The organism is Xenorhabdus siamensis (genome assembly GCF_037996745.1).
Taxonomy (GTDB): Bacteria; Pseudomonadota; Gammaproteobacteria; order Enterobacterales; family Enterobacteriaceae; genus Xenorhabdus; species Xenorhabdus indica.
In genome coordinates, this window is the sequence record NZ_JBBMXE010000005.1 from 186,377 (window position 1) to 200,297 (window position 13,921).

General features: G+C 42.5%; 11 protein-coding genes. All 11 read right to left on the minus strand.

Annotation, left to right across the window (positions count from 1 at the left end):
- Positions 1-9 precede the first annotated feature (9 nt).
- Positions 10-1,188 (minus strand): cyclophane-forming radical SAM/SPASM peptide maturase XyeB, encoded by a 1,179-nt coding sequence (gene xyeB / locus AAC852_RS04750; RefSeq protein WP_340620032.1) that lies wholly within the window; start codon positions 1,186-1,188, stop codon positions 10-12.
- A gap of 64 nt (positions 1,189-1,252) precedes the next feature.
- A complete protein-coding gene (gene xyeA / locus AAC852_RS04755) occupies positions 1,253-1,408 on the minus strand; it encodes a XyeA family cyclophane-containing RiPP triceptide (RefSeq protein WP_072032494.1) in 156 nt (51 codons plus the stop codon).
- 350 nt (positions 1,409-1,758) lie between these two features.
- Positions 1,759-2,502 (minus strand): 16S rRNA (guanine(1516)-N(2))-methyltransferase RsmJ, encoded by a 744-nt coding sequence (gene rsmJ / locus AAC852_RS04760; protein WP_340620033.1) that lies wholly within the window; start codon positions 2,500-2,502, stop codon positions 1,759-1,761.
- A 17-nt stretch (positions 2,503-2,519) separates the two neighbouring features.
- Complete coding sequence (gene prlC, locus AAC852_RS04765; RefSeq protein WP_340620034.1) at positions 2,520-4,562, minus strand: oligopeptidase A; 2,043 nt, start codon at positions 4,560-4,562, stop codon at positions 2,520-2,522.
- Between the two features lie 231 nt (positions 4,563-4,793).
- The gene (gene prlC / locus AAC852_RS04770; RefSeq protein WP_340620035.1) at positions 4,794-6,836 is read right to left on the minus strand and encodes an oligopeptidase A; all 2,043 of its coding nucleotides are present in this window, start codon (positions 6,834-6,836) and stop codon (positions 4,794-4,796) included.
- Between the two features lie 328 nt (positions 6,837-7,164).
- On the minus strand, positions 7,165-7,491 hold the full coding sequence (locus AAC852_RS04775; protein ID WP_340620036.1) for a lysozyme inhibitor LprI family protein: 327 nt from the start codon (positions 7,489-7,491) through the stop codon (positions 7,165-7,167).
- A gap of 170 nt (positions 7,492-7,661) precedes the next feature.
- Positions 7,662-8,231, minus strand: a complete 570-nt coding sequence (locus tag AAC852_RS04780) for a hypothetical protein (protein ID WP_340620037.1) — start codon at positions 8,229-8,231, stop codon at positions 7,662-7,664.
- Positions 8,232-8,400: 169 nt separating this feature from the next.
- A complete protein-coding gene (locus tag AAC852_RS04785) occupies positions 8,401-8,973 on the minus strand; it encodes a hypothetical protein (protein WP_340620038.1) in 573 nt (190 codons plus the stop codon).
- 82 nt (positions 8,974-9,055) lie between these two features.
- Positions 9,056-10,720, minus strand: a complete 1,665-nt coding sequence (gene treC / locus AAC852_RS04790; protein ID WP_340620039.1) for an alpha,alpha-phosphotrehalase — start codon at positions 10,718-10,720, stop codon at positions 9,056-9,058.
- 26 nt (positions 10,721-10,746) lie between these two features.
- Positions 10,747-12,180, minus strand: a complete 1,434-nt coding sequence (gene treB / locus AAC852_RS04795) for a PTS trehalose transporter subunit IIBC (RefSeq protein ID WP_340620040.1) — start codon at positions 12,178-12,180, stop codon at positions 10,747-10,749.
- Positions 12,181-12,728: 548 nt separating this feature from the next.
- On the minus strand, positions 12,729-13,910 hold the full coding sequence (locus AAC852_RS04800) for a M20 metallopeptidase family protein (protein WP_340620041.1): 1,182 nt from the start codon (positions 13,908-13,910) through the stop codon (positions 12,729-12,731).
- Between the last annotated feature and the right edge of the window lie 11 nt (positions 13,911-13,921).

The window sequence follows — 13,921 nt, forward strand, 5'->3', positions numbered from 1 at the left end:
TCACTATTCTTATTTTTGGATATTTTCTATTATTGTCTCTTCACTGATACCGGCCGCAATCAAGTGTGATGCAGCGCGACTGAGAAAAAGCCGCATGGATGGACAGAACACGGTTTTATTATGGAAACGATTTGTCTGAGAAAAACGATTTACCAGTCGGCCACCATGGCAGACTTTACTCCATATACAGCCGCAACAAGCGTCAGGTAGCTCGTCGCTCAGCGAAAGATATTCTCTGACATTAGATGATTCGAGTACGCTTGCGAGAGTTAACTCGCTGACATGACCAATGGAGTTGAATATCTTATCCGAAGTTGAGCGTAAGGTATCATCGATGCGAAGCAGGCCGTCGGAAGTTACCGTGAAAGCATAAGCAGATTCAACATTAGCGCTGATGCCAAGAACACGGCTAAACTGATTATTGAGCATCGTACCGAGGTATGTGTTAAAGATCCTGACAAAAATATTTGGCTGGCCGTCAGCAAACCAGGCATCAAGCGCCTCATTAAGGAATCGGCCAATGCCCTCCGCGTCAATACCATCAGTATGCTGATCATCGGGTATGAGGAAATCAAAACGCTGACATTTAAGTTCCTTTGAGAAGTGGTGATAAATTTCCTCTCCATTCGCTTTAGCATTAGCCACAGAAAGAATTCCTGGTTCTACCGGGATGCGCCCTTGTGCCCAGGCATTCTGGAGCATGCGTAAGCCCTTAACTGTTCCCTCGTAAGTACTTTTTCCTTTTTGGTCCAGCCGGTGTCGGTCATTGATGTGTTTTGGGCCATCTATAGATATGCTTGCGTGCACTTGGTGTTTCTCAAAAAGCGCAATCCATTCATCATCAATCAGAATGCCATTAGTCTGTAACGCCAAAACTAGCCGAGAACTGCCATAGTTTCCCTCGCGGAGAATCTCGCACATTTGGTTGAAACGTTCTTTTTTCATCATCAGTGGCTCACCACCGTGAAAATCTACCTGGATCACTTCAATCTCGTTTTCTATTACAGAGCGTTCAAAGAATCCTCTCAGCGCAGCTACATTATCAAGAGATATGATTGGAGTACTATCGGCAGCCAGCGTGTTCCCCATGTTGAATACATAGCAGTAAGTACAATTGATATTGCATCGTTCACTGATTTTTAGAATTATTTCAATATGCTTAATCTTCTCATTTTTTACTATTGCCATTGTCACACCCTCCATGAAGAAAAAAGGAGGGAGAAACTGCTCCCTCCCATTGCACTTATGCTCATTACAATGCCTTGCTCCAGTTTGCAAAGGCATTCACCCAACCACCTGAAACTGTATCTAGCAGATTGTCAACGAGCTCTTTGCTCTGTGTTTTATTTTTGTCTGAATTGGTTACCTGGGCTTTGTTTTCTGCGATTTCACGTTGTAATTTGCTCATGATATCTCCTTGTTTTTTTGAATTAGATGCCACGCTGAAACTCGCGATGGCCTTTGGAGTATAGAGATAATTACCTATACAAACTATAAACAAACTGACAGCAATTTACATACAGTTGAGTTACAAGCAGGTGGTTTATAATCTAATGAGAAGCGATTGGTGGTAATACAGTAAATTGACTTAATACATTGTAATTAAAATCAATTTTACCCAATCTTAATTGTTAGAATATGGCTGAGTTTGATGTTTTTGCCGTTATTATCACACGTTTCAACGGAAAGGCAGCCATTAGCTTTTCTGCTGTGGCTGCGTCTTTTTTCTTAGTCAGAACAACTAATTAGGTTATATGATCAACAAGGATAAATATCAAAACGGTGATTTTTGGTGGTAATCGCTGCGGATGCTTTAACCCCTGCTAATGGCTCTGCATAATCTGGTCGTTTCACCACAACTCGGCGTTTTGCCAGTGCACGGGCTGGTGCTAATAATGCATCGGCATCTTCATCTGCACCTACCAGAGATTGGAATACGCGCATCTCTTTTTTAACCAGTGCGCTTTTTTGTCGGTGTGGATACATTGGATCAAGATAAACCACATCAGGCTGTGGAGAGATATCCGTCAATGCGGTAATGCTTGAGGTGTGGATCAGTGTCATGCGCTCTTTCAGCCAGCCACCAATTTCTTCATCCTGATATCCACGTTGTAGCCCGTCCTCTAATAAAGCCGCGACGACAGGATGGCGTTCCAGCATTCTGACATGGCAGCCGATTGCCGCCAGCACAAAAGCATCACGCCCTAGCCCTGCCGTTGCATCAACCACTGTGGGTAAATAGTCTTTCTTGATACCAACGGCTTTGGCAACAGCTTCACCACGCCCGCCACCGAAGCGGCGACGATGCGCCATCGTACCAGCAACGAAATCTACATAAATCCCGCCTAGCTTGGGTTCGTCGTGCTTGCGCAGTTCCAGCCGTTCTGGAGTCAATACCAAAGCCATAGTGGAATCTTCATCGTGTATCAGACCCCAACGTTCAGCTAACTGAGATAAGGCGCTGTTATTAGCGCCTTGTTCGCAGATTAAACAAATCTTCACGCGAATTTCCACACAAATTATCCAGTGATACCGACGCTTTTCAGCATTGCATCCAGTTTGGGTTCGCGACCACGGAAGCGAACAAACAGCGTCATTGGATCTTCTGAACCGCCACGGGACAGGATATTGTCAAGGAACGACTGACCGGTTGTGCGATTGAAAATCCCTTCTTCAGAGAAGCGGGAATAAGCATCTGCTGCAAGTACATCAGCCCAGAGATAGCTGTAATAACCTGCTGCATAACCACCATTGAAAATATGGCTGAAAGAGTTAGGAAAACGGTTCCACTCTGGTGACGGAACGACAGAGACCTGTTTCTTCACGGATTGTAAGGTTGGCAGGATTTGTGCCCCTTTTGCCGGGTCATATTCAGAGTACAGACGGAAATCAAACAGACCAAACTCTAACTGACGCAGGAGAAACATTGCAGCCTGATAGTTTTTCGCTGCCAGCATATTATCCAGCATCTCTTGTGGCAGAGGCTCTTTAGTCTCATAGTGACCGGAGATAAACGCCAGTGCTTCCGGCTCCCAACACCAGTTTTCCATAAACTGGCTTGGTTGCTCAACCGCATCCCACGGAACACCATTGATACCGGAAACATCCAGTGTTTCAATTTCGGTCAGCATATGGTGCAGGCCATGACCAAACTCATGGAACAGTGTTATCACTTCATTGTGAGTAAACAGAGCGGGTTTATCACCAATCGGTTTATTGAAATTACAGGTCAGGTAAGCAACAGGTTTCTGTATTTCACCGGTAGCGTGGCGTATTCTGCCAGCACAGTCGTCCATCCATGCGCCGCCACGTTTATGCTCACGAGTGTAGAGATCCAGATAGAAACTGCCGCGTAATGTCTGCTTTTCATCATACAGTTCGAAGAAGCGAACATCAGGGTGCCAGGTTTCTACATCGTGTCGCTCTTTGGCAGTGATGCCGTAAATGCGATGGACAACTTCAAACAACCCTTCAATCACCTGTTGTTCCGGGAAATAAGGGCGCAGTTGCTCATCATCAATGGAAAATTCGTGTTGTTTCTGTTTTTCGCTGTAATACGCCAGATCCCATGCTTCCAGTTTATCGACACCGTAATGTGAACGAGCAAAATTGGTCAGCTTTTCCAATTCCCTCTTGCCTTGACTTTGAGCGCGATGAGCCAGATCGTTCAGGAAATCGAGTACCTGCTGAGGGGTTTTAGCCATTTTGGTGGCAAGCGATTTATCAGCATAGTTTTTGAAACCTAGCAATTGGGCGAGTTCATGACGTAATGCCAGCATCTCCGTCATAACGGCATTATTGTCCCACTTCCCGGCATTAGGCCCTTGGTCGGATGCGCGGGTAGTGTAGGCGTAATACATTTCCTGACGCAGTTCACGATTATCAGCATAAGTCATGACAGGAAGATAGCTTGGAATATCCAGCGTCAATAACCAGCCTTTCTGATCTTTGGCTTCTGCGGCGGCTTTGGCAGCCGCTTTGGCACTTTCAGGTAAACCGGACAGCTCGCTTTCATCAGTGATGAGCTTAGTCCATCCCATTGTGGCATCCAGCACATTATTGCCGAATTGGGAGCCAAGCTCTGATAGACGGGCGGTGATTTCACCGTAGCGTTTTTGTTTCTCTTCTGGCAAGCCAATGCCTGTTAATTCAAAATCACGCAGCGTATCTTCAATGGATTTGCGCTGTGGTTGGGACAGTGAGTTAAAAGTTTCACTTTCCTTGAGCGACTTATAAGCCTGATATAACCCCTTATGTTGTCCAAGCCAGGTGTCGAATTCAGATAACAGTGGCAGGCATTGCTCATAGGCTTCGCGAAGTTCCGGGCTATTTTTGACAGCGTTTAGATGCCCGATAGGTGACCACACACGGGAAAGTTTATCTTTTTCTTCAGAGAGAGGTTGGCACAGGTTATCCCAGGTAAAAATGGAGTTCTCGGTTAAAATTTTCTCAACTACCTGACGGTAGTTCGCCAGCGTTTCTTTTACAGCAGGAACGACATGTTTAGGTTCAATCTCAGCGAACTTAGGCAATACTGAAGATGTCAGTAACGGATTAGTCATAATGAGAGCCTTTTTTGTATGTGGGTATAAGCTGTGATCTGCTTTATACCCCATTATGGATTATTGACGATAGATGGGGATAAGATAGCGTGAGTTCAATGCTGATATTGTATTGTGATGTGTGGATATATGCGAATAATTAGGTTCTTTTATGTCGGTGGGCCGTGATAATGAAATAAGGCACTGATAACAGCGCCTTATTCATACAGTTTAACAAATTAACACAAATGATTATTCAGTGATGCCAAGTCTTTTTAGCAGTGCATCCAGTGATGGTTTACGGCCACGGAAGCGAATAAACAGCGTCATTGGATCCATCGAACCACCAAGAGTCAGATAATCATCAAGGAACGATTGACCGGTTGTGCGGTTGAAAATTCCCTCCTCAGAGAAGCGGGAGTAAGCGTCCGCCGCCAGCACATCTGCCCACATGTAGCTGTAGTAGCCTGCTGCATAGCCACCGCTAAAAATATGGCTGAACGAATGCGGGAAGCGATCATCATCCTGTGTTGGAACCACAGAAACATGCTCTTCCACTGATTGAAGTATTGGCAGAATTTGTGCGCCTTTTGCCGGGTCATATTCAACGTGCAGGCGGAAATCAAACAGACCAAACTTCAACTGACGCAGTACGTACATAGCAGACTGAAAATTCTTCGCTGCCAGCATATTATCCAGCATTTCTTTCGGCAGAGGCTCTTTGGTTTCATAATGACCAGAGATAAATGCCAATGCCTCTGGCTCCCAACACCAGTTCTCCATAAACTGACTTGGACATTCCACAGCATCCCACGGTACACCGTTAGTGCCGGCAACATCCAGGGTTTCAACCAGGGTTAACATGGAGTGCAAACCGTGTCCGAATTCATGGAACAGCGTTTTCACTTCAGAGTGTGTGAACAGAGCGGGTTTATCACCTACAGGCCCATTGAAGTTGCAGTTAATAAAAACGACAGGTTTTTGCAACTCACCGGAAGCAAGGCGCATTCTGTCAACATAGCTGCTTTTCCATGCTCCGCCTCTTTTATTTTCGCGGGCATAGAGATCCAGATAGCAGCTACCGCGCAATGTCTGCTTTTCATCATACAGGTCAAAGAAGCGGACATCAGGATGCCAGGTTTCTACATCATGGCGCTCTTTCGCGGTAATACCATAAATGCGGCGGACAACTTCAAACAGCCCATTGAGTACGCGTTGTTCAGGGAAATAAGCACGTAGCTGTTCTTCATCAAAAGAGAAATCATGCTGTTTCTGTTTTTCGCTATAGTACTTCACATCCCAGCCTTCCAGATCATCAATCCAATAGTGAGAGAAGGCAAAATCACAAAGCTCTTCCATTTCCCTTTCACCCTGACGATGGGCGCGGTTGACCAGATCGTTTAAGAAATCCAGAACTTCTTGTGGTGTCTTCGCCATTTTGGTAGCGAGAGAGTTTTCGGCATAGTTTTTAAAGCCTAATAGCAGAGCGCGTTCATGACGCAGAGCGAGAATTTCCTCCATAATCGAGGTATTGTCCCATTTGCAGGCATTTGGCCCTAGCTCAGAAGCACGAGTTATATAGGCAGTATATATTTCTTCACGCAGGTCACGGTCATCAGCATAGCTTATGACAGAATTATAAATGGGGGGATCCAGTGTCAGTAACCAGCCATCCAACCCTTTCGCTTTGGCGGCGGCTTTGGCCGCATTTTGGGCGCTTTCAGGTAAACCCGACAGATCGCATTCGTCAGTGATGAGCTTAGTCCACCCCATGGTGGCATCCAATACATTATTGCCAAACTGGGAACTCAGTTCAGATAAACGGGCTGTGATCTCACCGTAGCGTTTTTGTTTCTCTTCCGGCAAGGCAACACCGGACAATGTAAAATCAAGCAGCGTATCTTCAATGGCTTTGCGCTGCGATTGGGGTAGCTCCCTGAATGCCGGATTTTCTTTCAGTGATTTATACGCCTGATATAATCCTTTGTGTTGTCCCATCCAAGTATCGAACTCGGCAACCATGCGGAGGCACTGCTCATAAGCTACCCGGAATTCCGGGCTATTCTTGACGGCATTGAGGTGTTTGACTGGAGACCAGACACGTCCAAATTGATTTTTCGCTTCGGAGATTGGTTGGCACAAATTATCCCAGGTAAATGGGGAATTTTCGGTCAGTACTTTCTCAATTACCTGACGATAGTTGGCTAACCTTTCCTTTACAGCTGGTACAACATGTTCTGCTTTAATAGAAGCAAATTTGGGTAGTCCAGAAGATTCTAGTAATGGATTAGTCATAATTAGCGCCTTATTAGTATATTTGGGTATACCACTATCCCAAAGGGTTGGTGTTAAAAGACGGGAATAAGATAGCGTGAGTTCACTGCAAATACCGCCATTTTATGTGAATAATTACTCTCTTTTTATATCAGTGATCTGTGAAATGACGCGCTAACATTGATGATAGGTTCAATGTCAAATAATAGGAAAGAAAAAACCAGCAAATGTTATTGCTGGTTTCATAATCAATATAAGCAGTTAAATAAGTCTATTTCATGTTGGTTATGTCAAAAAATAGCAGGAATTGAAAACGGTAAATGCTTATCTTAATCTCTTGAACAATTAATTAAATCGGTTTTTCTATTGAGTTATAAATCATATCTAATTGATTAATACGTTGACGATAACGCTCTGTCAGGCATGATATATCTTCCTTACATTGCTGACGTTGTTTCAGCCAAGCCTTCTGATCATTGTTCATCTCTCCTGATACCCCCATAGCAAATAACCCTCGCAGAAAGTGGTATTTCACACTCATTTCTACATCCAGATCATTTAATTTTGGGTTGGCGCAAATCGCTTTCTCATCTGACGCTCTGGCTTTCGTACAGTCAAAACTGGCAGCAAAACTAAGTGGTGACAGGATATACAATAGTAACAGTATATATCGCATTATTTCCCCTTAGTAAGAACGGAAAATAAATTCTGCGATTAATCCCCAATAATCGCCAAATAAATATCTTAAGTAAAACATAATGGAATACTCCTCGTTTGAGATTAGAAAAATAATTCCCCTGCCATTAAACTAGTGTCTTTTTATATAGACAATCAGTATTAACTTTATTAATCATTTATTTCCATAATTATCTGTGTTCCATCATAACTTGAATATCCATTCTTACAATTTGATTCACTACCGTCACAAATAAATTTAATAGGAAACCCGCATTCTATATTATTCTCAGGAGTAAAATAGGTTCTCCAGCCTTTTATTATATTATTAAGCGTTGTACGCAATTCTACTTTGCAATGTATTTCCCAATCGTTTGGCTTATGATACACAATATACCATCTAATAAATTTATCCGAAAGATAGCAAATACTAAAGAAATTATTATTATCTACTAAGCTAAAGCTTCTTTCTTGTTGAGGGGTTAAGATTATGTCATCTGCTGGGCCGGCATTATACATACAGTGGAATCCTTTACGTGAAATGACTACTTTGGCAGTTTTGCTATTATTTTTGAAGTGCGCGTTATAATCTGTAGAAAAAACAGAGGGTTTATGGATGGCTTTGTTATTTTCTATTTTATGATCATTTTGCACTGTGCTGTTTTTAGTGAAAGCACTACTTGCAAAAAGTATCATACTTAAAGATAAACTGTATGCGATATATTTTTTAAGTAGTTTCATTTTTATTCCCTCTATTTAAAAAATTAGTTGCTTGCGTTCAAAATACAGCGTGACAACAAGAGAATGTCAGTCAACAAAGCTGTAATTTGAAAGGTGGCTATAGGTATTTCGTGTAATTTCTTCTTATACATAATCAGTCACTAGTCACTATTATTAATGGAAATAAAAATCATTTAGTTATTTCCATAGTGATCTCCGTTCCATCACGGCTTACATATCCATTCTTACAATTTGATTCATTGCCGTCACAAATAAATTTAATAGGAATATTGCATTCTGTATCCACAGTAACAGGAGTAAAATAGGTACGCCAGCCTGTCATCATGTCAATGTATGCTGTGTGCAATTCTACATTGCAGCGTTTTCCCCAGGCGCTTGCCTTATAATACTCAATAGACCATGTAACCCATTTATCCATTGAATGGCAATTACCCAAGAAATTATTACTATCTTCTAAGCTAAGGTTTCTTTCTTGTTGAGGGAATAAGATTATGTCATCTGATGGTCCGGCATTATACATACATTGGAATCCTGTACGTTTAATGATTACTTTGGCAGTTTTGCTATTATTTTTGAAGTGCGTATTATAATATGCGGAAAAAACAGAGGGTTTATGGATGGCTTTATTATTTTCTATTTTATGATCATTTTTCACTGTGCTGTTTTTAGTGAAAGCACTACTTGCAAAAAGTATCATACTTAAAGATAAACTGTATGCGATATATTTTTTAAGTGGTTTCATTTTTATTTCCTGGCGAGGCATAATATTTAAATTATTTTATAAACAATATATTATGACAAAATAAAACACGTAAATAATATTGTTATGTTGAAATTAAGTATATTGCTTCATAAGGATTAAGCTTAATTTCCTTCTCTATTTTTTTTGCTGATAATGGGTAATTACTGATGAGTACCCGCCAATCTTGGTGTGTGAGCTCAGACTCTGGAGACCAAAGTTGTGTTTCGTCACTTAGATTGGCTATAACCAGCAGAGTTTGATCTTGCCAACGACGCAGATAACACCACAGTGAAGGGTGGTCGGGTAAAAGATCCAGATAATCACCATGAGTTAAGATGGGTTGTGTTTTTCTTAACTTAATCAAATCTTGGTAGCAGTAAAATACAGAATCATTGTCCTGTAATACGGCTTCTGCATTGATTTCACGATAATTATCGCAAGTAGCGATCCACGGAGTACCAGAAGTGAAACCCGCGTTGCGGGAATCATCCCATTGCATAGGAGTTCGGCTATTGTCACGGGATTTCTGTGCCAGAATTGCCAAAATCTCTTCTGGCTGTACGCCTTTTTCAATACGCTCTTGATACATATTCAGGCTTTCAATATCCCGATAGTCTTCGATACGCTTAAAATGAGGATTGATCATACCCAGCTCTTCACCCTGATAAATATAGGGTGTTCCCTGCATCCCGTGTAGCACCATGGCTAACATTTTGGCAGATATCTTATGGTGTTGGTTTTCATCGCCAAATCGGGAAACAATACGAGGTTGGTCATGGTTACACCAGAAAAGTGCGTTCCAGGCTTTTTGATGCATACCCTGTTGCCATGTCGAAAAAATCCTTTTCAGCTCAATATAATCAGGTTTAGCGAGAGTCCATTTCTCACCATTAGGGTAATCAACTTTCAGATGATGAAAGTTAAACGTCATGGAAAGTTCTTTGCCATCCAATGCGCTATAGTGGACACAGTGTTCAAGGCGTGTAGAGGACATCTCTCCGACAGTCATCAATCCTTTAGGTTGGAAAACATCACGACTCATCTCCTGCAAAAATTCGTGTATGCGTGGACCATCGGTATAAAAACAGCGACCATCACCATGCTCATCATTAGGGTAGTCCTGTTGTTTTGAGACGAGGTTAACCACATCCAATCTTAGTCCATCAACGCCACGGTCGGCCCAAAACTCACAAACTTTCTTCAACTCAGTTCGAACGGGTTCATGTTCCCAGTTCAAATCAGCTTGTTCTACAGCAAACAGATGGAGGTAATACTGTTGGCTCTCTGGATGCCATTGCCACGCGTTACCCCCGAATTTGGATTTCCAGTTATTGGGAAGGGAATCCTTGGCACTTTCCCGCCAGATATAAAACTGGCGATAAGGGCTATTAATATCCTGTGCCGCCTTAAACCACGGATGCTCGGTTGAGGTGTGGTTAAAGACCATATCTAAAATGATGCGAATGCCTCGACGATGGGCATTTTCCACCAAATTATCAAAGTCTTCCATTGTTCCATAATCAGGATTAATCGCGCAGTAATCGGCGACATCATAGCCATTGTCTACCTGTGGAGATGGATAAATTGGTGTGATCCAGATAGCACCTACACCGAGGCGCTGTAAATAATCCAGACGTTGGGTAATCCCATTAATATCCCCCGTACCACTTCCTGTACTATCCTGAAAACTTTTTGGGTAAATCTGGTAGATAGTACTGTCTAACCACCACGGTTGTTGTTCAGTCATAACAATTCCTATTAACCTGTATCCTATTAACTTACTGCTCCATTAGCCAATGCGACTTTGCGCTCATTCCTGCGATACATCAGAACGGTAAGCGCCATTGGCACAACAATAACGATAAGCATGGCGATAAGGTAGATGACCCAGAACTGGGGTTTGATGGACAAAATACCCGGTATTCCTCCCACACCAATGCCATAGGAGGTAACATGATTGAGTCCACATACCAGACCCGCCAGGCTGGTTCCAATCATTGCACAGAACATGGGATAGCGGTATTTCAGGTTGATACCATACATGGCAGGCTCGGTAACGCCGAGATAGGCTGAAATCGCTGCCGGAACTGAAATCTCCCGCTCTTTTTCTTTTTTGCTTGCCCAGATAATCCCGATAACCGCAGAGCCTTGAGCAATATTAGACAGGGCAATGATTGGCCAGATAGGTGTTCCGCCTGTGCTTTGGATCATTTGCAGGTCAATGGCCAGCGTAGTCTGATGTACGCCAGTGATAACCAATGGAGCATAGAAGAAGCCAAACAAGGCGGCACCAATCGGAGCAAAACTTCCGGTCATCAGCCCCTTGACACACCATGCAACACCATCACCGATTACACGCCCAATCGGGCCAATTAGCGCATGGGCAAGGAAAACTGCCAGCAACAGGGAAACGACCGGAACAATCACCAGATAAAGATAATCCGGCACCAGTTTCTTCAAGCGTGTTTCAATCCATCCCAACGTCAGGCCAGCCATCAGGGAAGGTATAACCTGAGCCTGATAACCCACTTTGGAGATAGTAAACCAGCCAAAATTCCAGACATCAGGCACCTGTTGCCCAAGTAAGTAGGCATTCATTAATTGTGGGGAGACCAGCGTGATCCCCAGAACAATGCCCAGGATGGGAGTTCCGCCCATTTTTTTAACGGCGGACCAGCAAATACCGACAGGCAGATAGAAAAATATGGCTTCACCAATCAGCCAGAGGAAATCATAGATGGTTTGCCAGATTGGATACATCTGAGCGAGGGATTTTTCTTCACTGAATGGAATTCCCCCGATCAAGTTGCGGAGGCCTAATATCAGACCGCCACTGATGAGGGCAGGCAGCAATGGGAAGAAGATCTCAGCAAAATGTGAAATTGCATTTTCATACCATTTCATATTTTGTCGCGCGGCCTGTTTGACTTCTTCTTTATTGGCTGACTGCTTTCCGGTGGCGGCGAGCAGGGCCTTATAATAGATATCTACATTCGTCCCGATGACTACCTGGAACTGACCAGCATTGGTGAAACAACCTTTTACCATAGGTAATTCTTCAATAGCTTTGGCGTCGGCTTTTTCGGGTGCATTAAGAACAAATCTGAGTCTGGTGATACAATGGCTTACGGAGGCAATATTCTCTTGTCCCCCGATTAGCCGAATAAGATTATCAATATCCTTTTGATTTATTTGTTTTTTCTTCATGCCTTTTCTCCTTCATATGGCAGGAGTAGTGAATTGAATAATGTAAATTGGTGCTAACAGAATGATTACTTTTATGATGAAATAATTCATAGAATGAAGTAATAATCACCCCATCCTAGTCAGATTTCAGAATTTTGAATATGAAAAGATACGTTGTTTGAGTTTTAGATCACACTTTATTCTATTAGTGTGAAAATATAATACTTTTTATATTACTCAAATTTATTGTTTTGATGGGTTTAATTTCTTTAGTGATTAATAGATATGGGTGATGAATGTTGTTTGTATTATATTTATTATCTATTAATGCTAAAGTGAAAACTAATTTCATAGCTTTGTTAAGGTGTATTCTCATTTAATTGAAAAAATACAGTTATTCCTCTGCCATTTTTCTTCTTTATGTTTAATTGAACAAGTGAATATGTTTGAAACTAAGATAATTACATTATAAAAAGGGCATTATTATGACTTTGCTAAAAATAGACCGAGTTCAACTTGCTAGAGGGTAACTCAGCATCCGATATTCCACTATCGGATGCCAAGTATACTTAATAAGTAACAAGATTAATAAAAATCTGTGCCCCAACCAATAGACAATCATCGTCAACGAAATAAGGGTTAGAGTGTGGAAAGTTATTTATTCCTTTCGCTTTATTTCCGCTACCCAGTGTGAACATAGCCCCTGTGCGATTTTGGGTGGCATTAATCATGTAGCTGAAATCATCACTGGCCGTCGTTGGTTGGCTGTTGGTTTCAATATTTCTTTGTGGCAGGAAGTTGCAGGCCGCTTCTATGATTCGCCGGTAAGCATGAGGATGGTTTTCTACCGCGGGATAGGTGACGTAATCCATTGTGGCTTTGAATCCCCCCGCTTCGCTGCGGGCAATCATTTCTTGCATACTGTTTTTCAGGATCTGGTCGGTCTCTTTATCCATTGCCCGGATCGTTCCCTGAGCCTGAACATGATCGGCAACGGTGTTGGGAACTGTGCCGCCAATAATCATACCGCAATTGAATACCGCAGGACTGAAAGGACTGGTTTTTTTGGCAACGATATAGTCCAGGTAATCAATGATGCGACATGCTTCTCGAATGGCATCCAGCCCTCTCTGTGGTGTGGAGCCGTGAGCAGAAACACCGTATATATCCAGTGTCCATGTTGAACCCCAGGATGTCACCACACCGCTATTGAGACTGATGGTTCCGGTCTCCACAGCAGCATTGTTGTGCAGGGCATAGACTTCACTCACTCCGTCCATACAGCCTAGCTCAACCATTTTATCTGCCCCCGGAACATGCATATCTTCTTCAGCCATTTGAAAGATAAAACGTACGTTGGCATTCATTTCATTCTGGTACTGGGACAGATAATTGGCTGCGGTCAGGGCTACTGTCATATGGATGTCATGACCACAATTATGTGCGCAACCTTCATGGATAGAGCTATGCTCATTATTCGTCATATCAGGCATAGCGAGCGCATCCATATCAGCACGAAATGCAATTAAAGGTTTGGCCGGATCAATAATTAAATCAGCAATAAAACCAGTATATCCTGCATAATTTTTGATGGCATAACCAAAACTTGTCATTAAATCATGGCAATATTTTGCAGTTTTAAATTCCCGGCCAGAGAGTTCGGGGATTTTATGTAAATCTTGTCGGGTTTTTTTACTGAATTTTTCTAATGAAAATAATTTTTCACTGACATTGTATTTATTTATGTCCATGATATTCTCCA